The sequence below is a fragment of the Micromonospora sp. USAFONa4 genome (genome assembly GCF_057197825.1).
The window spans coordinates 4,795,664-4,816,755 of sequence record NZ_CM170072.1; the positions used below are offsets into that span (position 1 = coordinate 4,795,664).

The window sequence follows — 21,092 nt, forward strand, 5'->3', positions numbered from 1 at the left end:
GTCTCCGGTCGGAACGATCGGGCTTTCGCATTTCGGGGCGTACGTGGAGGTTATTTGTGGCACGCATGAGCGGGAACGGTCACTGCCGTTCGTTCAACGGGGACGGGAGGATGGACATCATGGTCCGCGACGACGTCACGGGCGAACTGCTGGTCTTCCCGCACAGCGGCAGCTTCCGGGGTAGCGGGACCTTCGGCGAGCCGGAGCTGATCAGCACCGGCTTCCATCCGAACCGCAACCACGGGCTGGTCCGCCCCATCGACGTCAACGGCAACGGCTACGCCGACGTCATCGGCGTCAGCATGACGCACATGAACGAGACCCATGGGATCTTCCTCTATCCGAACAGGGGTGGGCTGAACGGTCTCGACACGCTCGGCGAGCCGATCCGCATCTCCGGTGCCCGCGACGACAAGAAGTGGGAGACCCTCGGCATCGCGGACCTGGACCTGGACGGCTGTGACGACATGTTCGGCCGCGAGCAGAACGCGGGCCACGTCGACGCGTTCTTCAACCAGCGGCAGGTGACGGAGAACGAGACGTACGACCGCACCGCGCACCGCATGGTGACCGTCGACGTCGACGACTTCCCTCTCGCGATGGCCGACTTCACCGGCACCGGCCGGGCCGACCTGCTGGTCCGCCGCGCCAACGGCGACCTCGACCTGTACGAGTTCGCGCACAACACCTCCGGCGAGGGCCCGTGGTGGCGCGGCGAGGGCCGGTGGTTCACGCTCGCCCACGGCTGGCAGGAGTACGAGATCATCACCGTGACGGACATCGATCTCGACGGCCGCCCGGACGTGCTGGGTCTGCGCCCCGACGGCACGCTCGTCGTCCACCTGCACCACGGCACGTTCGACCCGGACCGGCCGTTCGCGACGCTGTCCGCGCCGGAGGTCGTCGCGACCGGCTGGCAGAAGTACTCGGTGGTGAGCTGACGTGGGCCGGCTCGCGCCGCGACCGGGCGGGCCGCCACGCGCGGCCCGGCAACCCGACACAGTGCACGCACGACGAGAGGAGTAGCGGTGAGCGTGAACGAGGCCGGCGACCAGGCCGGGTGGCGGCTGGTGGTGGAGTCGAAGCGCTGCATCAGCTCGGGTTTTTGCGTGGGCAGCGCGCCGGACCACTTCGCGATGGACCCCGTCTCCCGGCCGCTGGCCGACGTGGTGGCGCCGTCCGACCAGGTGATCGAGGCCGCCGAGTTCTGCCCCGTGGAGGCCATCTCGGTGATCGACGCACAGGACGGGACGCCGATCGCCCCGAAGCGATGACGGCGGGGCCCGCCGGGTGCGACAACGCCCGGCGGGCCGACGTCCCGCACCGCCGCCGTGGGCGGCCCTTCTTCGTTTCCGTTGCGGCGGGCCCGGGCGGTGTCCACCGAGCGGCCCGGGCCGACAGAACGCGATCCGCCGGCCACCTCGCGGGGTGACCGGCGGACCGCGTCTTCCGTAGCGTTCAGACCGTGACCGGCAGGGAGATCAGCGCCGGCACCAGCGGCGTACGCCGGACCTTGAGCGACTCCCGGGGCGCGGCGAGCTTGATGTTCGGGAAACGCATGAACAGCTCCCGGAGGGCGATGGTCGTCTCCATCCGGGCCAGCTCCGAACCCGAGCAGAAGTGCGGGCCGCCGCCGAACGCCACGTGCGCCTTGTCCTCGCGGTCGATGTCGAGCACCTGCGGATCGGGGAACCGCTTCGGGTCGTTGCCCGCCGCGGTCAGGTGCAGCAGCACCGTCTCGCCCTTGGCGATCTTCGTGCCGTCGATCTCCAGGTCCTCCGTGGCGAAGCGGCGGAAGCCGTGGTGCACGGAGCCGTTGCGGCGCAGCAGCTCCTCGACGGCCACGTCGAACAGGTCCGGGTCCTTGCGGAGCCGCTCCAGCGTCTCCGGGCTGTCGAGCAGCGCCAGCGCGCCCCGGCCGATCATGCCCGCGGTGGTGTCGTACCCGCCCAGCATCGTCAGCAGGGCCAGGGCCATCACCTGGTAGACGTTGAGTTCGGGCTCGCCGTCGGCGTTCTTGGCGTGGATCCAGTACGAGAAGAGGTCCTCGCCGGGCTCCTTCGTCTTCTCCTCGCGGACCATGTTCATGAAGTGCGACATCTTCGTGCGGACCATCGCGTTGGTCTCGTTGTCGCCGCTGAACACCAGGTCCGCCCAGTGCTTCAGGTCTTTGCGGTACTCCTCGCGGATGCCGAGCACGTCGCAGACGATCGTGATCGGCAGGATGGCCGCGTAGTCCTCGACCAGGTCGCCGCCGCCGGCCTCCTCGATCGCGTCCAGCCGGGCCTTGACCAGCTGGTGCACCCGGGGGCGGAAGGTCTCCAGGTTGCGGGGCAGGAAGGTGAAGTTGATCATCTTCTTGAGCCGCGTGTGCTCCGGCGGGTCGAGGGTGACGATCGTCCCGGTCGCCTCGCCCTCCGGGAAGCGCTTGCTGGTGAAGTCCCCGTTGCTGTATTCGCGGGGCCGCGCGAGGCGCCTGTCGCGGAGCGCGGAGTAGACCTCGGCGTGGCCGGTCACCAGCCACACGGGGCCGTGGTCGGGCAGGCAGGTGCGGTGCACGGCACCCTTTTCGTGCAGTGACGCGTAGACCTCGTACGCCGCGTACGGGCTAGCGAAGTAGTCGTCGTCCATCACCATCTGATGCCCGTGCGCCGGGCACTTGTTCGCCATGTCGTCCTCGCTGTGGTCTGAGCAGGAATCGCCGTCGGCCTCCGGTGCGCCAGGCGTCACGGACCGCGCGCTCCTGATGTTGCCCGCAGACGGTCCACCCTCGGGTAATCGTGGAGGCGATCGTGGCTGGTGCGGAGTGGATCGGTGGGTTAGTGGGTGAGTGCGGGGATCTGGATTTTGGCGTCGTGTTCGAGGATGCGTTGTTGGAGTTCTTGGAGGCTGCGGCCGGGTTCGAGGCCGAGGCCGTCGACGAGGGCTTCGCGGGTGCGTCGGTAGACGCGGAGGGCGTCGACTTGGCGGCCGCTGCGGTAGAGGGCGAGCATGAATTGGTGGCAGAGGCGTTCGCGCATGGGTTCGGTGGCGGTGAGGATTTCGAGTTCGGGGGTGATTTCGCGGTGTCGGCCGCAGGCGAGTTCGGCGTCGAGGCGGTCTTCGAGTGCGGAGAGTCGTTCGTCTTCGATGGCGGCGAGTTCTGACCAGCAGGTGCCGGTTTCGACGAGGTCGGCGAGGGCGCGTCCGCGCCAGAGGGTGAGGGCTTCGGTGAGGAGTTGGGCGGCGCGGGTGGGGTTGTTGGTGGTGGTGGCGTGGCGGCCTTCGCGGACGAGTCTGCGGAAGCGGTAGAGGTCGATGGTTTCGGTGTCGATGCGGAGTTGGTAGCCGGGTGGGTGGGTGCGCAGGGTGGGGTTGGTGGTGGGGTCGGTGTTGTGGGTGAGCATGCGGCGGATGCCGGAGACGGCGTTCTGGACCATTTTGCGGGCGGTGGGGGGTGGGTTGCCGTCCCACATGGCGTGGAGGATTTGGCTGGTGGCGACGACTTTGTTGGCGTTGAGGAGGAGGTAGCCGAGGATTGCGCGTTGGCGGATTCCGCCGAGTTCGAGGTGGTGGCCGTTGTTGGTGACTTCGGTGCTGCCGAGTACGGAGAAGCGCATGGGTGTGCTCCGGTTGTCCGGTGGTGTGGTGGGGGGTGGGTTTTGAGTTTCCCATCGGTGGTCATTGGGCGGGCACCCCTAGGGCACCCCGCAGGAGGTGTGGGTGCATGGTGGGTGTTATTGGGTTGGCAGTGTGGAGTTGCTGGTCAGGCATTGTCGGGTGGTGGTGGGGCGTGAGTCCGTCATCCGGGTCCGATGAACGGCGCACACACGGTGCGGGAACGGCGCCCGCGCACCGGTGCGGATCGGTAACGACGCGGACCGGGACGCCTTCTCCCCGTCGCCTCCCCGCCTGCCCGGCGCCACCGTTGCCCAGATCCGGGCGCGGAAGAACCGGTGTGCCACGGCAGGGCCGCGCCCCGGCACGCGGGACCATTCCGCGCGACGAATTGACGGGAGTCGCCGGCCGGTGAATCTGCCGGGGCGGGCGGCCGAGGGGGCGCGGAATGGTCGACCCTCGCGCCGGGAGGCGAATGGCGGCCTCGTGGGGGCACGCACCGATCGGTCAGGTGCGAATGGTGCCACGCCCGAGCGCGGGGCTTGACACCGCGGTCGGGGAATGCGGGCCGGTCGGGACGCGCGGCGCCGGACGGGGCCCGCGCGGGCGGCGTCCGCCGGGTCGCCACAGACGCGCTGGTGGACGCGGGTGGGCTACCGCACGGACGCGCTGGTGCGGCTACCGCATTGGACACGCGGGCGGGGCCACCGCACGGACGCGCTGGTAGGGCCACCGCACGGACACGCTGGTAAGGCCACCACACACGGACGCGGTGGTGCGGCTGCCGCGTTCCGGCGCCGGTCACCACCGCGTCCCACGGTCCGTCGTCGGCGAGCTGGTCCGTGCGTACGGGCCAGCCCGCCGACCTTCGGTCGGGCCGTCAGTTGCCGCTGTCGAGCACGTTCCCGTCCTGCGGGCGCAGGGCCCGGGAGCGCCGGAAGTCGCGGTGCACGAAGATCCGCTGAAGCCACCGGTCGTAGCCGTCGTAGCGGGGCGTGAACTCGGTCCGGCCGTGCAGGGCCAGCCGGTTGTCGACGAACGCGAGGTCGCCGGGTTCCAGGATGAACGTCCGGCGGACGGTGCGCAGCGCGTCGCCGAGCATCGACAGCGCCTGCGTGGCCTCCGGGTCGAGGGGGAACGAACTCTGGAAGTCGACCTGGACGTCCGGGTCCTCGGGGCTGCCGCTGAGGATGCCGTGCGGTTCCGGCGCGCTGCGCAGGTCGCCGAACGACGCCGGCGGTTCGGTGACGAACCGCGGCTCGTGCAGCACCTTGCGGACCTGTTCGGACAGCAGGGGCAGCGCGTTGCGGATGGACGTCACCTGCAACCCGGCCACGTTGTCGTGGTCGTTGCGCAGGCAGTGCAGCCCGACGTAGTCCGGGCGGTAGACGTGGAAGGCGTTCTCCACGTGCATGGACAGCGTCACCGAGCCCGCGTTGCCCTGGAACTTCTCCATGCCCGGCACCGGCACGACGTCCTGCACCAGCGCGCCGCTCTTCTCCTCCTTGAAGGCGATGAGCTCCCCGAGTTGCAGCCCGAGCAGCACCTGCGCGGCGGCGGGCACGGTGGACTCGCGCTGCGCCGAGCCGGCCACCGTGGGCGTGCACGGTAGCTCGTCGGCGTCCACGGGCAGGTTCCGCACCAGCAGCACGGCGTCGGGCCCGGGATCCCAGGCGAAGCGCCGCACCATCTGGCGCAGGCGCACGGGCAGGTTGCTGGAGAGCTCGCGGGCCGTTTCGAGCCAGGCGGCCGAGTCCACCAGGCGCGGCGGTCGGCCCGCCAGGTAGCGGGCGATCGTGTCGACCTCGATGTTCTCCTCGCGGGTCAGGACGATCGATCGGTCTGTACTGCGTGTGGGCTGGACGTCGACGGTCACGCCGAGCCTCCTCTGCTGAGGGTCCGAGACGGTGTGGGGGTGGAGCGATCGGTCAGTCGTCGTCCTCGTCGTCGTCCCAGAACGCGTCCTGCAGGTGCTCCGCGAGCTGCCGTGGCGTCGGGTTGGCGAACAGGTCGGCGAGCTGTACCGGCATCGACAGTTCGGTCCGCACCCGCTGCACGAGCTGGGCGCCCAGCAGCGAGTGGCCACCGCTGGCGAAGAAGTTCGAGTCCGCGTGCAGGCCCGGCCGGTCGAGCATCTCGGTCCAGATCCCGACCAGGGCGGCGGTCGTCTCGTCCGGCGGGTCGACCTCGGCCGCCGCCCGCGCCGCCGCGAGCGCGACGAGGGCCGTGCGGTCCACGGTGCCCGCCACGGTGACCGGCAACTGGTTCAGCACGACCAGGTCGGGCGTGAGCGGCAGGGCGGCACGGGCGTGCTCGCGCAGCCGCTCCGCCACGTCGGGCTTGCGGGACTCGACGAACGCGACGACCGTGCCGTCCTGCGCGTCGCCGGCGGACCCGACGGCGGCGACCGCCTCCACGTCCGGGTGGGCGGCGAGGACGGACTCGATGTCGCGCAGGTGGATCCGCTGGCCGGCGATCCGTACGTGGGCCGACAGGGGGCCGACGACGTCGATCCGGCCGTCCGGCAGCAGTCGCGCGAGGTCCCCGGTGCGGTGGAACCGCCCGTGCGTGGGGTGCTCGCCGAACCGGGCGGCGGTCAGCTCCGGCCGGCCGTGGTAGCCGGCGGCCAGCGTGTCGCCCGCGACGCACAGCTCCCCGCGTACGCCGATGCCCAGCTCGTGATCGGTGCCGGGTTCGGTGACGAACACGCGGGTCGCCGGGAGGACACCGGTGCCGTCCCGTCCGCCGTCGAGCGCGGCGTAACCGGCGACGCCGGGCGTGGTGTAGCCGTGGTACGGCGTGCCGCCGGTGGCGCGCAGCTGCGCGGCGAGCGGGCGGGGGAGCCGTTCGTGGGCCACCAGGACGGCGCGGCCCGCGAGCCGGTCACCCGCGTGCTCGACCACCTGGCGCCACACCGCCGGCGGCGCCTGCACCACGGTCACGTCCTGCCGCTGGACCAGCTCGCCGAGCGCGTGGCCGTCGGCGCGGGCCTGGTCGGGGGCGACGACGACCCGGCCGCCGGTGGTCAGCGCCACCAGCAGCTCCGTCAGCGCCGCCTCGGTGGCGGCGCTGCCCAGCCAGGCGGTGACGGCCGGCCCGGTGGCGGCGACCCGCCCGGCGAGCCGCGCGACGGCACAGGCCAGCGCCCGGTGGGTGACGGTCACCGCGAGCGGGGCGGGCGCGTCGAGGTCGTACTCCAGGTAGGCCACCGCGTCGAGGTCGACACCGGACGGCGCGTCGGTGCGGACCGCGTCGCTGGCGGCGGGGATGCGTACCGCGCCGGGCACGGGGAGGCCCTCGGCCGCCAGCACCGGGGCGGCACCCGAGTCGGCCAGCCGCGCGGCCAGGTCGGGGATCGGCTGGGTCGGATCGAGCAGGACGCAGCGTCTGCCCGCCAGCCACACGCCGAGCCACGCGGCGGCCAGCTCCGCGCCGCGCGGCGCCAGCACGGCGACCGTGCTCCCGTCCGAGTCGGCGACCAGGTCCCGGGTGGCGAGCGCCGCCGACCACAGCCGGCCGTACGACACGTCCTGGGTGCCGTCCCGCACCGCGACGAGGTCCGGGCTCGCGGCGACCGTCGCGTGCACGGCGTCCAGCACGGACGCCGTGGTGGCCGTCTCCGGCGGCGACGCCGGCAGGGCGAGGTCGTCTTCGCCCCGGCGGGACAGCTGCGCCACCGGCCGGTCCAGGTCGTCGCCCAGCCGCACGAGCAGCGCGTCGTACCGTTGCAGCAGCAGCCCGACGTCGGCGGCGTCGAAGGCGTCGACGCAGAACGCCGCGCGGACGGTGGTCGCGTCCTCGCCCGGCATGATGAAGAACTCGAGGTCGAAGCGGCTGTAGCCGTTCTCCACCATGACGTGGCGCACCGGCATCCCGGTCAGGGTGGCGGAGGCGTCGACGGTGCCGGGCACGTAGTTGAACAGGTGCCGGAAGAACGAGCTGCGCCACGAGGACGGCGCGTCGCCGAGCACGGCGGGGGAGACGTGCTCCAGCGGTACGTCGGCGTGGCTGATCGCCTCCAGGAAGGTGCTGCGCGTCTGCTTGACGACGGCGCGGAAGTCGGCGTCCGGGTCGACCCGCACCCGCAGCGGCACCAGGTTCGCGTGGTAGCCGATGGCGTTCATGCTGCGCTGGTCGCGCACGTTCACCGGGGTGCCGATGACCACGTCGGAGCCCGCGCCGTGCTGGGCGAGCAGCACCGAGTACGCCGCGAGCAGCACGACGGCCTCGGAGGCGCGCAGTTCGCGCTGGAAGCGGCGCACCACGGCGCGGGCCGGCGCGGAGAGCTCGTGGTGGACGGTGCGGGCGCGCAGGGACGGCGCCCCGACGGGCGGCAGGGCGCACCACAGGCCCGCCTCGGCGGCCCGCAGCCCGTCGAGGTTCTTGCGCCAGTACGCGACGCTGCGCTCGTTCGGCGCGCGCTCTGCGAGGGCGGCCAGCGGGGCGTCGTCGGGCCGGCCGCCCGCCGCGAGCGCCTCGTAGCCGGCGAGCAGCTCGCGGAGCAGGATCGTGGTCGACATGGCGTCGAAGTTCAGGTGGTGCACGACGACGCAGCACACGTCGGCGTCCGCTCCCGTGCGGATCCCCGCCCGCAGCAGGGGGCGGCCGTCGATCTCGAAGGGCTCGGCGGCGAACGCGGTCAGGTCGGCGTCCGTCCCGTCGTCGCCGGCCGGGATGTCCACCACGGGCACGTCGAGCTGGTCGGCGGCGAGCACCTCCCGGGTCAGCGTCGCGTCGTCGGAGCGGAACACGGTGCGCAGCACCTCGTGCCGGGCCAGCACCGCCCGCAGCGCCGCCGTGAACAGGCCGCGGTCGATCCGGCCGGCCACCTCGAAGGCGACCGCCACGTTGTTGACCCCGGTGTCCGGCACCAGCCGCTCGAGCAGCCACATGGCTGCTTCCTTCCTGCTGGCCGCGATGCTCATGCTCACTCGTCCCCTCGGTCGGTGTCGGCGCAGACCTCGGCGAGCCGCGCCACGGTCCGGTTTTCCAGCACGTCGCGCAGCGACAGGGTGAGACCGCGCCGGCGTGCCTCGTTGACCAGTTGGGCGGCGCCGAGGCTGGTGCCGCCCCGGACGAAGAAGTCGTCGTCGACGCCGATCGAGGAGACGGCCGTGTAGGTGGCGAAGAGCTCGCACAGCAGCGCCTGCAACTCGTCGGCCGGCGCCCGCCCACCCGGGGTCGCCGCTACCTCCGGCGCCGGCAGGGCCGCCGTGTCGAGCTTGCGGTTCACGGTCAGCGGCAGCGCCGGGAGGCTCACCACGGCGCTCGGCACCATGTACTCCGGCAGCGTCTCGGCGAGGTCCTTGCGCAGCTGCTGCGCGTCGATCCGCGCGCCCTCCCCGGGCACGACGTACGCGACGAGCTGCTTGACCTCCGGCGTGTCCGTACGGATCACCGCCGCCGCGTGCCGCACCTCCGGACGGCGCAGCAGCGCCGCCTCGATCTCGCCCAGCTCGATGCGGTAGCCGCGGATCTTGGCCTGGTTGTCGACCCGCCCGCAGAACTCGTACTCGCCGTCCTCGGTGGGCCGGACCCGGTCGCCGGAGCGGTACATGCGCGAGCCGGGCGGGCCGAACGGGTCGGGCAGGAACCGCTCGGCGGTCAGGCCCGGCCGGTGCAGGTAGCCCCGGGCCAGCTGGCCGCCCGCGATGTGCAGCTCGCCGATCTCGCCGGGCCGTACCGGGCGCAGCTCGTCGTCCAGCACGTGGTAGCGCACGTCGGGCATGGGCTGGCCGATGGGCAGCGGCCCCGGCGGCACCGGCTGGTCGGGCTCGATGACCACGGTGCTGCACCCGACGGTCGTCTCCGTCGGGCCGTACTCGTTGACCACCCGCGCGCCGGGGTGCCGGCGGCGCCAGGCGTCGATGGTCTCGCCGAGCAGCAGCTCGCCGCCGGCCATCAGCTCCCCGGTCGGGGACGCCTGGGCCGGCAGCGCGGTGAGCAGCGGGATGTGCGACGGCGTCACCTTGACGAAGGTGGGCCGCTGCTGCCCGGCCGGTCCGGCGGCGGGCGTGCCCATCTCCTCCAGGGCGCCGATGTGCACGCAGCCGCCCGTCATCAGCGGCGCATAGAACGCGGTGACCGTCAGGTCGAACGCGAACGAGGAGTGCAGCAGCGCCCGGCCGCGTACGCCCGGGTAGGACCGCACGACGTGGCGCAGGTACGTGCCGAGCTGGCGGTGCTCGATCACCACGCCCTTCGGGCTGCCGGTGGAGCCGGAGGTGTAGATGACGTACGCGACGTTGGCGGGCCGCAGCGGGGCGAGCCGGTCGGCGTCGGTGACGTCGGTGTCCGGCTGGCCGGCGTACGCGTCCGGGTCGTCGAGCAGGACCCGCGGCAGGTCGGCCGCCGGCACCGCGTGCTGGTCGTCGCCGGTGGTCAGCAGCAGCATGGGCCGCGCGTCGGTGAGCATGTGCTCCAGCCGCTGCGCCGGGTAGCTGAGGTCCAGCGGCAGGTAGGCCGCCCCGGCCTTGAGGGTGGCGAGGGCCGCGACCACCAGGTGCGCCGAGCGGATCCCGATCGCCACGAGCCGCTCGGGGCCCGCGCCGAGCGACACCAGCCGGTGCGCGAGGCGGTTCGCCTCGGCGTCCAGCTCGGCGTACGTCCTGCGCTGCTCGCCCCACACGACGGCGGTGGCGTCCGGGGTGCGCCGCACCTGTTCGGCGAACAGGTCGGTGAAGAGCGCGGGCTCGCCGCCCGCCGGGCCCGGTGCCACCGCGCTACCCCGCGATCCGCTGACCGGCGTCCGCACCGGTCATCAGGCCGGAGACCGTCGCGGCGACGTCGGGGTGGCGCAGCATCTGGTCGTGGTCGACGGCGAGCGGGATGGTGCGCCCGAAGCCCTGCCCGCGCTGGGTCGAGTGCGCGGAGGTGATCGCCGTCGCCGTCGCCCACTGCGGGGCGGGGTCGATCTCGGTCGCCGCCCGCAGGTAGCCGACGAACGAGGCGAAGCTGCCGCCCAGTTCGGCCCGGACGTCGTCGTCCAGGCCGAGCCGGCGGCCCGCCACGTCGATCGCGTCGCGGAAGATCCCGGCGAGCGCGGGACCGATGAGGCTGAGGTCCTCGAGCCCGTGCTTCTCCTGCACCGCCTGGCCGTCGGCGTGGAACGCCGCGATCTCCTCGGGGGTGAGGATGGTCTTCAGCGCGTCCGCGGCGGCGTGGAAGTCCCGGTACAGCCCGACGATGTTCGGCAGCTCCGGGTCCAGCAGGACCAGCCTCGGTGCCTCGTCCTGCGACTCGGCCAGCCGGGCCGCGAGGGGGGCGGCGAACACGGCGCCCACGCAGTAGCCGATCACGGTGTCGACGGTGCGTTCCCGCCGGCGTACGCCCTTCGCCCACCGCTCGACGTAGTCGGCGCCGGACATGGTGTCCTCGGCGCCGGAGGCGGGTGCCACGGTCTCCCAGATCTCGCCGGGCGCGCTCAACAGGGGGACCAGGTCGCGGAAGCACGCCTGGGTGCGGCCGGTGCTGGTGAAGTCGACGGTGAGCGTGAGGCCGCCCGGCCCGCCCTTGCGCAGTATCTGCCAGGAGTTCTTCTTCACGATGGGATCCCTCGTCGTAGCGGTGCGTACGTTCGTCGTTCAGGGGGTGCGGCCCGTGCGCTCCCGGTCGCGGGCGCTCAGACGCGGGCGCTGTCCTTCAGGTACCGCAGGATCACGGCGCCGCCGAGCACGACGGTCCAGCCCGCGAGCACCACGGCGGCGAGCCCGAGCCGGGCGGTGTCCTCGAACGGGCCGTGCCCGATCTCGGCCAGCCAGTGGCTCGGCATGATCGCGGACGCCGTCTGCATCCAGTCGGGGAACGCGATCGACGGGACCAGCGCGCCGCCGAGCACGCCGAGCAGCATGTGCGAGACGGAGGTGAGGACCTGCACGCTCTCGGCCGTGGCGACCTGGCCGATGAAGACGCCCAGCAGCGCGAACGGCAGCGTGCCGAGCCACACCCCGAGCACCAGTTGGAGCCAGCCGCCCACCGGCAGCCGGACGCCCTGCAACAGCGCGCCGGTGAGCGCCACCGCCGTGATCGCCGGCAGCGCCACCACCATCGCCGCGGCCAGCTTCGCCGCCAGGTAGGAGGTCGGGGACAGGGGGGTGATGCGCAGTTGACGCTGCCATCCGGTGGACCGCTCGATCGCCACCCGCGTGCCGACGTTCAGCGCGACGAAGATCGCCCCGAAGGCGGCGAGACTGCCGAGCAGGTGCTCACTGAAGTTGATGCCGGCGCCTCCGCCGGCCCCACCGCGGAACATGTTGGCCTGCATCATGTCGAACAGGTTGGCCTGCATCAGGTAGAGCAGCGTCGGGAACAGGAACGCGGCGATCCAGAACTTGCGGGCCCGGATCACCCGCTTCACTTCGAGCTTGAGGAAACCGGCGCTCATCAGGCGGCCCCGCCCTTCGTCGCGGTGAGGGCCAGGAACGCCTGTTCCAGGCCGAGGGCGCCGATCTCGACGTCGTACGCCTGGGGGAAGCGCGCGAACAACTCGCGGGCGGTGGCGTCGGAGTCGGAACTGACGATCTCGACACGCTGGCCCCGGGCCTCGGCGGTCATCACGCCGGGCAGCAGACGCAGCTGCTCGACCGTCGCGTCCGGGACGGTGGCCGCCAGCGAGCGCCCCGCCACCACGGAGCGGATCTCCGTGACCGTGCCGTCGGCGATGATCTTCCCGGCCTGGACGAGCACCACCCGGTCGGCGAACTCCTCGGCCTCCTCCATGTAGTGGGAGGCGAACACCACGGTGCGCCCGGAGTCGGTGAACTCCCGCATGGCGGCCCAGAACACGTGGCGGGACTCGACGTCCATCGCCACCGTCGGCTCGTCCAGCACCAGCAGCTTCGGGTCGGACACGAGGGTCATGGCCAGCCGCAGCCGCTGGCGCTGACCGCCGGAGAGCCGGCTGCGGCGGTCGGCGACGTCGGTGAGGTCGGTGCGGCGCAGCACCTCGGCGATCGGCAACGGGGCGGTGTGCAGCGACGCCACCACGGTGAGCAGTTCGCGGATCGACACGTCGTCGAGCAGCGCGCCGTCCTGGAGCGTCGCCCCGATGACGCCCCGGGTGATGGCCTCCCGGGGGGTGTGCCCGAAGACCCGGATCTCGCCACGGTCGGGGCGGGTGAGCCCCAGGATCATGTCGACGAGCGTGGACTTGCCCGCGCCGTTGGGCCCGAGCAACGCGACCACCTCGCCGGGAGCGATCCGCAGGTCGATGCCGTTGACGGCGCGCACGTCGCCGTAGCTCTTGTGCACGTCCGCCACGTCGATCGCCTGTGGGTCCACCGCACCGAGCGTGGGTGTGGCCACGAGGTTCGCGATTGCGTTGCTCATTGATTTCCCCATTTAGATCGGTGCGGGTATGCGAATAGTATTTAGCAGCGCTAGGGAACGGGGAGCCAGGAATTCCGGGGCCACCACCGCGAGAATTGGCGTCCGAGGTGCCTTATTCCGGGGTGGTGAGGGGTGGCCGTAGGGGTTACCCCGCGATGGCCGTACCCGCCATCGTCGGACCTGTCGTGGTCCTGGGCTGCGTATTCGGTGGCCCGTGCGGGGAGGTGTTCGTGGCACGTCAGAGGCGCAACGGTGACGGTCATTCGTCGACCGTCGACGCGGGAACGGATGTCATGGGTCGTGACGACGCCACGGCCGAGTTGTTCGCCTTTCCACACACCGACTTCTTTCGGGAAACCGCGACGGGCACCGAACGGGAATTGCCCGGTAATCGTCCCGTCAATTCCGCCGCCCCGCGAACCGTCGCGCCCGGCCGGCCCGGTCACCAGGTGGTGAGCTGACATGGACCGCCTCGCCGCCGCAGCCGAGCGGGCCGACCGGCTCGGGCCGATGCTCGGCACCTTCCTGCACCGCTTCCCGCTCGACGACCCCGGCACGGACGGGCCGCTGCGCGGCACGCTGATCGGTGTCAAGGACGTCGTCGCCGTCGCCGGCGCGCCGAGCACCTGCCAGAGCGTCGTGCACGACGCGGGCTGGTGGACCGACCGCGACGCGACCGTGGTGGCACGGCTGCGCGCGGCGGGCGCGGTGATCGTGGGCAAGACCACGATGGCGGAGCACGCGCTGTCCCGGCCGGACCCGGACGCGTCCTTCCCGGTGCCGCGCAACCCGTGGGACCCCCACCGGTGGACCGGCGGATCGAGCTGCGGCAGCGCCAACGGCATCCCCGCCGGGTTCTTCGACGCGGGTGTCGGCACCGACAGCAACGGCAGCATCCGGATCCCGGCCGCGCTGTGCGGCGTGACCGGGCTGAAGCCGACGCAGGGCCTCCTGCCGGCGGCGGGCGTCCGCCCGCTGGCGCGGTCGGTCGAGACGGCGGGTCCGCTGGCCCGTACGGCCCGGGAGTGCGCGCGGCTGCTCGCCGTGATGGCGGATCGGCCCGCGGAGCTGTCCCGGCCGGCGCTCGCCGACCTCGCGGGCGTCCGCGTCGGCGTCCCGGGCGACCTCGTGCGGTACGCCGCCGCGCTGACCGACGACACCGCCGCCGCCTTCGACGCCGCGCTCGACGAGCTGCGCGCCGCCGGGGCGGAGGTCGTCGACGTGCCCCTCGACGAGGCGTTCCCGCTCTTCGCCGCGCAGCTCGTGACGATGCTGGTGGAGGCGTTCGAGGTGCACGGGGCGCAGTTCCGGGCGCGCTGGAACGACTACGGTCGGCCGTTCCGGTGGAACGTCGCGCTCGGCGGCGTGCTCCCGGCGGAGACCTACCTGCGGGCCCAGCGGGTGCGTGGGTGGGGCGCCGAGGCCCTGCGGGCGCGGCTGCGGGACGTCGACGTCATCGCCACGCCCGCCTGGCCGTCCGCCGCCCCCCGCTACGACGACCAGGCCAGCCTCCAGACGATCTCCTTCCTGCCCAGCATCTGGAGCGCGGTCGGCTTCCCCGCGCTGGCGCTGCCGATGGGGGCCGACGGCGACGGGTTGCCGCTGTCGCTGCAACTGGCCGCCGCTCCCGGCCGCGACTTCGAGCTGGCCGCCGTCGCCGACGTCTACCAGCGGCGTACGGGCTGGCACGAGCGCGAGCCGAAGCTGGAAGTCGTGACGGACCTCGCGGCGGTCTGCGCCCCGGAGGCGCCCGCCGACGGTGTCGACCCCGTCCGGCGGGAGCGGCTGGCCCAGGCGTTCGGCGAGCTGGGCGTCCCGCTGGGGGAGGGGGACCTCGACCAGGTGACCATGACGTGGTCGAAGGTCCAGGCACTCGCGGGTGTGCTGCCGGAACTCCCGGTGGACGTGCCGCCGTTCGTCGCCACCACCGGGTGAGCGCCCGGCGGGGCGGCGTCGCGCACGTGGGAGACGCACGGGTGAGGCATGCGTACGACACGGTCGGAACGTGACGCGACGGGGGTTGGTTCTGTCGCCGGTCGACGGCAGCCTGTGAAGCATGGATGACGTCGTGATCGAAGTGGACGGGCTGCGCCGCAGCTACGGGGAGTTCGAGGCGGTGCGGGGGATCTCGCTGCGGATCCAACGAGGCGAGCTGTTCGCCCTGCTGGGCACCAACGGTGCCGGCAAGACCACCACCATCGAGGTCCTGGAGGGACTACAACCGGCCACCTCCGGCCGGGTCCGGGTGCTCGGGCTGGACCCGGTGCGGGACCGGAACTCGGTGCGTCCCCGCACGGGGGTGATGCTCCAGCACGGCGGGTTCACCGGTGCGCTGACCGTCCGGGAGACGGTGGAGATCTGGCGCTCCCTCACCGTTCGGCCGCAGACCACCGCGGAGGTGCTGGACCTGGTCGACCTCGGCGGCCGGATGAACGTGGCGGTCGAGCAGCTCTCCGGCGGCGAGGGCCGGCGGCTGGAGCTGGCGCTGGCCGTGCTCGGCCGGCCGGAGGTGCTCTTCCTCGACGAGCCCACCACCGGCATGGACCCGGCCTCCCGGCGCCGCACCTGGGACGTCGTCCGGGAGCTCCAGAAGGGTGGGACCACCGTCCTGCTCACCACGCACTACCTGGAGGAGGCGGAGGTCCTCGCCGACCGGGTGGCAATCATGCGGGGCGGGAGCATCGTCGCCACGGGCGCCCCGGAGGATGTCGTACGCACCCTGCCCGCCCGGATCAGCTTCCGGCTGCCGGCGACGGACGCCCTTCCCGACCTGCCGCACGCCGCCCGCATGGTCGACGGCGACCGGGTCACGTACGAGTCCCGCCAGCTCCAGACCGACCTCACCCGGCTGCTCGAATGGGCCAACGCGGCCGACATCCGACTGGCGTCCCTGTCGGCCCGACCGGCCACCCTGGAGGATGTCTTCCTGGACATCGCCGCCGACCACGACCAGACCGACCAGCACGCGGAACCGGAGGCCGCCCGATGAGCGGGACGATGACGACGCAGAGCCCCACCACCACCGCCACCCCGCGCGACCGGGCGACCAGGCCGCTCTGGCAGATGGCCGCGATGCTCAAGATGGAGCTGCTGGCGCTGCGTCGCAACTGGACGGCCACCGCCATGTCCGTGGTGACCCCGCTGATGATCGCCATCCTGCTCGTCAGCGAGTACGGCGGCCAGACGGTGCCCGGCGTGCGCCGGGTCGTCAGCATCACCACCCTGATCATGGTCTTCCTGGTGCACCACCACCTGACCACCGTGTACGCGTCGCGCCGCCAGGAGCTGGTGCTCAAGCGGCTGCGGGCGGGGCTAGCCTCGGACCGCACCATCCTGCTCGGCACGGCCAGCAGCACCGTGGCGATCTTCCTCGCCCAGTTCGTCGTGCTGGCCGGCTACGCCATGCTGGCGCTCGACCTGCCGATGCCGAAGAACCCGCTGGTCATGGCGCTGGCGCTGCTGATCGGGTCCGCGATCCTGGCGGCCTTCTCGGCGGCCCTCTCCGCGATCACCCGCAGCTCCGAGGCGGCCATGCTGACCACCCTGCCGAGCCTGGTGATCTTCCTGGCCACGCCGGGTGCGCTGCTGCCGCTCGGCGCGCTGCCGGAGTCGCTGGAACGGATCCTCTGGTTCCTGCCCATGGGGCCGTTCACCGAGATCATGCGCGTCGGCTGGCTCGCCCGCACCGACGAGGGCCAGGCCCTGAGCTTCGCCGGGACGCTTGTCGAGACGCTGCCCTCCTTCGGGGTGCTGCTGGTCTGGCTGGCGGTGTCGCTGTTCACGGCCGTCCGGTACTTCCGCTGGGAGCCCCGGCACGGATGATCGAGGTCATCGCGCCACCTGGCATCGGGAGCGTGAGCATGGAGCGGGCGCAGGTCGAGCGGGACGTCGGCCTGCGCCGCGCCCGTGCCGTCACGTTGAGCACCGTCGGCAGCGGCGTCCTGGGCACGCTGCTGCTGGCCGCCGTCGGACTGTCGCGGGAGGAGGATCCCCGCTGGGCGGCGGCCGGGGCGGTGGGTGTCGTCCTGTTCGTCGCCGCGCAGAGCGGAGCGCTGTACGGGGCGATCACCCCGTGGCTGGCCGAGGCGACGCGGCGCCGCCTGCTCGCCGGGTTCGTCTGCGCCGCCGTGCTCTCCGTACCGCTGGTCGGGCCCGTGAGCGGGCCGGAGTGGGCGACCTGGGGATTCCTGGGGGCGTCGGTGATCGGCTCGGTGTCCCTGCTGCGGCAGTGGTGGGCCGCCGGCCCGGCGGTGCTGCTGTCGTTGGCGACGGCCGCCGGGGTGGCGGCCTGGAACGGGGCCCCGGTCCGCGGCCAGGTCACCATCGTGCTGGTCGCCGGCCTCTCCATGGCCGCGTGGAACGCCCTCCAGCTCTGGCTGTGGGGGCTGCTCGTCCAGGCGCAGCGGGGGCGGGCCGCCCAGGGGCGGCTCGCGGCCACCGAGGAGCGGCTGCGCTTCGCCCGCGACGTGCACGACCTGCTCGGGCACAGCCTCTCGGTCATCGCGCTCAAGGCCGAGCTGGCGTCCCGGCTGGCGGCGACGGACGCCGGGCGCGCCAGCCGGGAGGCCGCCGAGGTGCAGCGGCTGGCCGCGTCGGCGCTGGTCGAGCTGCGCGAGGTGGTGCACGGGTACCGTGCGGTGGACCTCGGGGACCAGATCGCCGCGGTGGAGCAGGTGCTGCGTTCCTCCGGCATCCGCTGCGCGGTCGCGCTGCCGCCGGACGACGTACCGTCGGAGATCGCCCGGCAGCTCGTCGCGGTGCTGCGGGAGGCCAGCACCAACGTGTTGCGGCACAGCCGGGCCACCTGGTGCACCATCGAGATCAGCCAGGACGAGGACGAGGTACGGATGACCATGACGAACGACGGCGCCGAGGGGGCGTCGCCGGACCGGCACAGCTTCGGGCTGCGCGGGCTGGCCGAGCGGCTGGCCGAGGCCGGGGGGACCCTGCGCCACCGGATCGACGACGGGGTGTTCCGCCTCGACGTGACGGTACGGACCCGCCCGTGATCAGGGTGCTGCTCGCCGATGACGAGGACCTGATCCGCGCGGCGCTGGCCGCCCTGCTCGGTCTGGAGTCCGACCTGGAGGTGGTGACCGAGGCGCCGGACGGGCGGGCCGCCGTGACCGCCGCGCTCGCCCACCGGCCGGACGTCGCCGTGGTGGACCTCCAGATGCCGGCCCTGGACGGGCTGGAGGTGACCGCCGAGCTGGCGCGCGTCCTGCCCGCCTGCAAGGTGGTGATCCTGACCGGGCACGGCCGGCCGCCGCACCTGCAACGCGCGCTGGCGGCCGGGGCCAAGGGGTTCCTGCCCAAGGGCGCGCCGGGCGGGACGCTCGCCGACGTCATCCGCCGCGTGCACGCCGGCGGCCGGTACGTCGACCCGGCGCTGGCCGCCGACGCGCTCACCGCGCCCGAGTGCCCGCTCACACCGCGCGAGCTGGACGTGCTGCGGCTGGCCGAGTACGACACGCCGGTGGCGGAGGTGGCCCGGCGTACCCACCTGTCGGCGGGCACGGTCCGCAACCACCTCTCCGCGGCGGTCAGCAAGCTCGGGGTGGCCAACCGGGCGGAGGCGTTCCGCACCGCCCGGGACAACGGCTGGCTGTGACGGGCCCGCTCAGATGAGCACGCTCCAGGTTACCGGGCCGACGAGACCGTCGACGACGAGGCCGTTGCGGCTCTGGAAGTTGCGTACCGCGCTGGTGGTGACCGCGCCGAAGCCGCCGTCGACGAGGAGGTTCGCCCCCCGGGCGTTGAGCGCGGTCTGCAGGCCGCGCACCAGGTCACCGGAGTTGCCCTCCCGCAGGGGCAGCACGAGCGCGGTCCAGGTGATCGGGCCGACCATGCCGTCGGCGTAGAGGCCCCGGCCGCTCTGGAACGACCTGACCGAGGCGGCGCAGCCCGGCCCGTAGACCCCGTCCACCACGACGGAGACGCCGCGCGCCCGCACCAGGTACTGGATCACCCGGGGCACCCAGCCCGAGGCGCCCTGGCCGACGCTCGGGTAGCCGGTGCTGCCCACCGGGGCCGTGGAGCCGAGGGTGATGCCGCGGTTGGCCAGGAAGACCCGGGGGTCCATCGAGGTCAGCCGGGGGTTGTGGATCTCGAAGTGCAGGTGCGGGCCGGTCGAGTTGCCGGTGGTGCCCATCAGGCCGACCAACTGGCCGCAGCTGACCTGCTGGCCGTCGCTGACCAGCACCCGGTACAGGTGGCCGTAGTAGGAGAAGTAGCCGTCGGCGTGGTTGATGTGGACGCTGTTGCCGGTGCGCCCGGCCAGCGGGCCGCTCGCCGTGTCACCCGGGTACGAGTTGGTCTTGATGTCCCGGACGGTCCCGGCTGCCGTGGCGTAGACCGGGGTGCCCTGGCTGTTGGCCACGTCCCAGCCGGTGTGCGTCGGCCGGCTGGGGGTCTTGTATCCGGAGGTCAACGTGCCGCGCGTCGGGTTGCTCCAGCCGGCGACGGCGGCCATCGCGGGGCTGGGCAGGCCGACGACCCCGATCCCCACGCCGACGCCGAGCGCCGTGAGGAGGGTGCGGCGTCGGGCCGGTAGGTGGCTCAGGCCGGCTGTCTCCGGTGCGTCACACATGTTGCCTCCGATGCTCGCCCCGAAGGGGCGGTTGGACGATGGAGACCGGATCGTAAATCTTCTATATCGTCGGGGGCAATGGTGAAACTTTCCTACGATCCGTCACGCACCGTCATCCGCCGGGGTCATGGGCCGGGGGTGCACCATGGGCGATCATCGTCAACTTAGGGTTGACGGTCAGGGTGCCGTCAACCTATGGTTGACGCATGACGGAACCCACCCAGATGAACAACCCGGTACGCCTGGACGACCTGATCCGGGCGATCAAGAAGGCGCACACCGACGCGCTCGACCAGCTCACCGACGCGGTCATCGCGGCCGACCACCTCGGCGAGATCGCCGACCACCTGATCGGCCACTTCGTCGACCAGGCCCGCCGCTCAGGCGCGTCCTGGACCGAGATCGGCCGCAGCATGGGCGTCAGCAAGCAGGCGGCACAGAAGCGCTTCGTGCCGAAGGCCGACGAGACGCCGCTGGACCCGCAGCAGGGCTTCGCCCGGTTCACCCCCCGCGCCCGCAACGTGGTGATGGCATCGCAGAACGAGGCCCGGGCCACCGGGCACGCCGAGATCCGCCCCGAGCACCTGGTGCTGGGGCTGCTCAGCGAGCCCGAGGCGCTGGCCGCGAAGGCGATCGTCGCCGGGGGTGTGCCGCTGGAGCGGGTACGCGAGGCCGCGACCGCCGCGCTGCCGCCGTCGGCGGCCGAGGTGCCCGACCTGATCCCGTACGACGCCCAGGGCAAGAAGGCGCTGGAGCTGACCTTCCGGGAGGCCCTGCGGCTGGGGCACAACTACATCGGCACCGAGCACATCCTGCTCGCCCTGCTGGAGCACGAGAACGGCACCGGTGTGCTCAGCGAACTCGGCGTCACCAAGGCCGCCGTCGAGGAGTGGGTGGCGGCGGCCCTGCGGGCGATCCAGTTGCGGGACTGACTGCGGCGGTCGGGGCCCGGCCGTCGGGACGACGGTCAGGAGGCGCCGGGGAAGCCGTAGCGGGCGGCGTGCTCGGGGTCCGTCGGGTCGACCTGACGGACCCCGGCGTCGGCGAGCCGCTTGTTGACCTCGTCGAGCCGCTCGCGCACCAGCCGGGCCTCCTCCTCGGTGACCCGGCCCCGGTGCGGCCTGCCGGCGTGCTCGATCGTGCCGTAGTCGACCCGTTCCGCGCCCTTGCGGGCCTTCGGCGGGCGGACCCGCTCGGCCGTCTTCAACAGCTGCGCCATCGGCACGTCGGTCGCCATCGCGTCGAACTCGCTCGCGGTGAGCACCACCCGGCGCGGCTCGCCGTCGCCGTGCCGGTCGTGGATCTCGACCACCGCGACGTCCAACGCGGCGTCGTCGATGCCCTCCACCTCGACCGGGGTGGCGTCCAACCGCACGGGCCCCGCGACCAGGTCAGGGTGTTCCAGGACGACGACGCGGACCACCTCGTCGTCGGGCTGGATGACCGTGCCGCTGAAGTCGGAGACGTGGATCGTCTTCTTGCCCATGCGCGGAGCTTCTCCTGTCGTTGGCCGGGATGCCGGACCAGAAGAAATTACCCGACAGGTGTGCGAAAGCCGCCGGTGGACCGTCCGGGTGTG

The 21,092-nt window shown here is 72.6% G+C and carries 19 protein-coding genes; 9 read left to right on the forward strand and 10 right to left on the reverse strand.

The window, feature by feature from the left end; all coding sequences use genetic code 11:
• The first annotated feature begins 65 nt into the window (after positions 1-65).
• Together AC0OO9_RS21115 and AC0OO9_RS21120 are read left to right on the forward strand one after the other, a co-directional pair.
• Positions 66-941 (forward strand): FG-GAP repeat domain-containing protein, encoded by an 876-nt coding sequence (locus AC0OO9_RS21115; protein ID WP_484511807.1) that lies wholly within the window; start codon positions 66-68, stop codon positions 939-941.
• Positions 942-1,028: 87 nt separating this feature from the next.
• A complete protein-coding gene (locus AC0OO9_RS21120; protein WP_311414152.1) occupies positions 1,029-1,274 on the forward strand; it encodes a ferredoxin in 246 nt (81 codons plus the stop codon).
• Positions 1,275-1,458: 184 nt separating this feature from the next.
• Here AC0OO9_RS21120 and AC0OO9_RS21125 read toward each other — a convergent pair whose 3' ends face one another.
• From AC0OO9_RS21125 to AC0OO9_RS21160, 8 genes are all read right to left on the reverse strand, one after another.
• The gene (locus AC0OO9_RS21125) at positions 1,459-2,670 is read right to left on the reverse strand and encodes a cytochrome P450 (protein ID WP_484511809.1); all 1,212 of its coding nucleotides are present in this window, start codon (positions 2,668-2,670) and stop codon (positions 1,459-1,461) included.
• 149 nt (positions 2,671-2,819) lie between these two features.
• Positions 2,820-3,599 carry an AfsR/SARP family transcriptional regulator gene (locus AC0OO9_RS21130; RefSeq protein ID WP_311414996.1) on the reverse strand — a complete coding sequence of 260 codons (780 nt, stop codon included), beginning with the start codon at positions 3,597-3,599 and terminating at the stop codon, positions 2,820-2,822.
• A gap of 878 nt (positions 3,600-4,477) precedes the next feature.
• A complete protein-coding gene (locus AC0OO9_RS21135; protein WP_484511811.1) occupies positions 4,478-5,473 on the reverse strand; it encodes a TauD/TfdA family dioxygenase in 996 nt (331 codons plus the stop codon).
• A gap of 52 nt (positions 5,474-5,525) precedes the next feature.
• On the reverse strand, positions 5,526-8,522 hold the full coding sequence (locus AC0OO9_RS21140; RefSeq protein ID WP_484511812.1) for a condensation domain-containing protein: 2,997 nt from the start codon (positions 8,520-8,522) through the stop codon (positions 5,526-5,528).
• Positions 8,523-8,524: 2 nt separating this feature from the next.
• On the reverse strand, positions 8,525-10,315 hold the full coding sequence (locus AC0OO9_RS21145; RefSeq protein ID WP_484511814.1) for a non-ribosomal peptide synthetase: 1,791 nt from the start codon (positions 10,313-10,315) through the stop codon (positions 8,525-8,527).
• A 4-nt stretch (positions 10,316-10,319) separates the two neighbouring features.
• Positions 10,320-11,141, reverse strand: a complete 822-nt coding sequence (locus AC0OO9_RS21150) for a hypothetical protein (RefSeq protein ID WP_421457658.1) — start codon at positions 11,139-11,141, stop codon at positions 10,320-10,322.
• A gap of 77 nt (positions 11,142-11,218) precedes the next feature.
• Positions 11,219-11,980 carry an ABC transporter permease gene (locus tag AC0OO9_RS21155; protein ID WP_484511816.1) on the reverse strand — a complete coding sequence of 254 codons (762 nt, stop codon included), beginning with the start codon at positions 11,978-11,980 and terminating at the stop codon, positions 11,219-11,221.
• Entirely contained in the window at positions 11,980-12,924 is a 945-nt protein-coding gene (locus AC0OO9_RS21160; RefSeq protein WP_484511818.1) for an ABC transporter ATP-binding protein, read from the reverse strand. Before AC0OO9_RS21160 ends, AC0OO9_RS21155 begins: the two co-directional genes overlap by 1 nt.
• 155 nt (positions 12,925-13,079) lie before the next feature.
• On the opposite strand from AC0OO9_RS21160, the gene AC0OO9_RS21165 reads away from it, so the two are divergent.
• The 6 genes from AC0OO9_RS21165 to AC0OO9_RS21190 all read left to right on the forward strand — a co-directional run bounded on the left by AC0OO9_RS21165 (position 13,080) and on the right by AC0OO9_RS21190 (position 18,535).
• Positions 13,080-13,385, forward strand: coding sequence for a hypothetical protein (locus AC0OO9_RS21165; RefSeq protein ID WP_484511820.1), 306 nt, complete (start codon positions 13,080-13,082; stop codon positions 13,383-13,385).
• A 1-nt stretch (position 13,386) separates the two neighbouring features.
• The gene (locus AC0OO9_RS21170; protein WP_484511822.1) at positions 13,387-14,859 is read left to right on the forward strand and encodes an amidase; all 1,473 of its coding nucleotides are present in this window, start codon (positions 13,387-13,389) and stop codon (positions 14,857-14,859) included.
• A gap of 121 nt (positions 14,860-14,980) precedes the next feature.
• Entirely contained in the window at positions 14,981-15,913 is a 933-nt protein-coding gene (locus AC0OO9_RS21175; protein WP_484511824.1) for an ABC transporter ATP-binding protein, read from the forward strand.
• An 8-nt stretch (positions 15,914-15,921) separates the two neighbouring features.
• Positions 15,922-16,746: an ABC transporter permease gene (locus tag AC0OO9_RS21180; protein WP_484511826.1), complete on the forward strand. Its 825-nt coding sequence runs from the start codon at positions 15,922-15,924 to the stop codon at positions 16,744-16,746.
• 38 nt (positions 16,747-16,784) lie between these two features.
• Positions 16,785-17,933: a sensor histidine kinase gene (locus AC0OO9_RS21185; RefSeq protein ID WP_484518002.1), complete on the forward strand. Its 1,149-nt coding sequence runs from the start codon at positions 16,785-16,787 to the stop codon at positions 17,931-17,933.
• Positions 17,930-18,535: a response regulator transcription factor gene (locus AC0OO9_RS21190; RefSeq protein ID WP_101411373.1), complete on the forward strand. Its 606-nt coding sequence runs from the start codon at positions 17,930-17,932 to the stop codon at positions 18,533-18,535. The genes AC0OO9_RS21185 and AC0OO9_RS21190 overlap by 4 nt, the downstream gene beginning before the upstream one ends.
• A 9-nt stretch (positions 18,536-18,544) precedes the next feature.
• Here the strand turns inward: AC0OO9_RS21190 and AC0OO9_RS21195 are convergent, their stop codons facing one another.
• A complete protein-coding gene (locus tag AC0OO9_RS21195) occupies positions 18,545-19,513 on the reverse strand; it encodes a peptidoglycan DD-metalloendopeptidase family protein (RefSeq protein ID WP_484511828.1) in 969 nt (322 codons plus the stop codon).
• Positions 19,514-19,719: 206 nt separating this feature from the next.
• On the opposite strand from AC0OO9_RS21195, the gene AC0OO9_RS21200 reads away from it, so the two are divergent.
• Positions 19,720-20,445, forward strand: coding sequence for a Clp protease N-terminal domain-containing protein (locus AC0OO9_RS21200; protein WP_484511830.1), 726 nt, complete (start codon positions 19,720-19,722; stop codon positions 20,443-20,445).
• 35 nt (positions 20,446-20,480) lie between these two features.
• Here the strand turns inward: AC0OO9_RS21200 and AC0OO9_RS21205 are convergent, their stop codons facing one another.
• Positions 20,481-20,999: a hypothetical protein gene (locus AC0OO9_RS21205; protein ID WP_484511832.1), complete on the reverse strand. Its 519-nt coding sequence runs from the start codon at positions 20,997-20,999 to the stop codon at positions 20,481-20,483.
• Positions 21,000-21,092 lie beyond the last annotated feature (93 nt).

What these genes read in the sequence shown, in the direction of transcription:
- AC0OO9_RS21200 (WP_484511830.1), top strand. Translation starts at nt 19,720, where the DNA reads ATGACGGAACCCACCCAGATGAACAACCCGGTACGCCTGGACGACCTG.
- AC0OO9_RS21160 (WP_484511818.1), bottom strand. Translation starts at nt 12,924, where the DNA reads ATGAGCAACGCAATCGCGAACCTCGTGGCCACACCCACGCTCGGTGCG.
- AC0OO9_RS21175 (WP_484511824.1), top strand. Translation starts at nt 14,981, where the DNA reads ATGGATGACGTCGTGATCGAAGTGGACGGGCTGCGCCGCAGCTACGGG.
- AC0OO9_RS21180 (WP_484511826.1), top strand. Translation starts at nt 15,922, where the DNA reads ATGACGACGCAGAGCCCCACCACCACCGCCACCCCGCGCGACCGGGCG.
- AC0OO9_RS21155 (WP_484511816.1), bottom strand. Translation starts at nt 11,980, where the DNA reads ATGAGCGCCGGTTTCCTCAAGCTCGAAGTGAAGCGGGTGATCCGGGCC.
- AC0OO9_RS21205 (WP_484511832.1), bottom strand. Translation starts at nt 20,999, where the DNA reads ATGGGCAAGAAGACGATCCACGTCTCCGACTTCAGCGGCACGGTCATC.
- AC0OO9_RS21165 (WP_484511820.1), top strand. Translation starts at nt 13,080, where the DNA reads ATGGCCGTACCCGCCATCGTCGGACCTGTCGTGGTCCTGGGCTGCGTA.
- AC0OO9_RS21130 (WP_311414996.1), bottom strand. Translation starts at nt 3,599, where the DNA reads ATGCGCTTCTCCGTACTCGGCAGCACCGAAGTCACCAACAACGGCCAC.
- AC0OO9_RS21125 (WP_484511809.1), bottom strand. Translation starts at nt 2,670, where the DNA reads ATGGCGAACAAGTGCCCGGCGCACGGGCATCAGATGGTGATGGACGAC.
- AC0OO9_RS21115 (WP_484511807.1), top strand. Translation starts at nt 66, where the DNA reads ATGAGCGGGAACGGTCACTGCCGTTCGTTCAACGGGGACGGGAGGATG.
- AC0OO9_RS21170 (WP_484511822.1), top strand. Translation starts at nt 13,387, where the DNA reads ATGGACCGCCTCGCCGCCGCAGCCGAGCGGGCCGACCGGCTCGGGCCG.
- AC0OO9_RS21140 (WP_484511812.1), bottom strand. Translation starts at nt 8,522, where the DNA reads ATGAGCATCGCGGCCAGCAGGAAGGAAGCAGCCATGTGGCTGCTCGAG.
- AC0OO9_RS21195 (WP_484511828.1), bottom strand. Translation starts at nt 19,513, where the DNA reads ATGTGTGACGCACCGGAGACAGCCGGCCTGAGCCACCTACCGGCCCGA.
- AC0OO9_RS21185 (WP_484518002.1), top strand. Translation starts at nt 16,785, where the DNA reads ATGGAGCGGGCGCAGGTCGAGCGGGACGTCGGCCTGCGCCGCGCCCGT.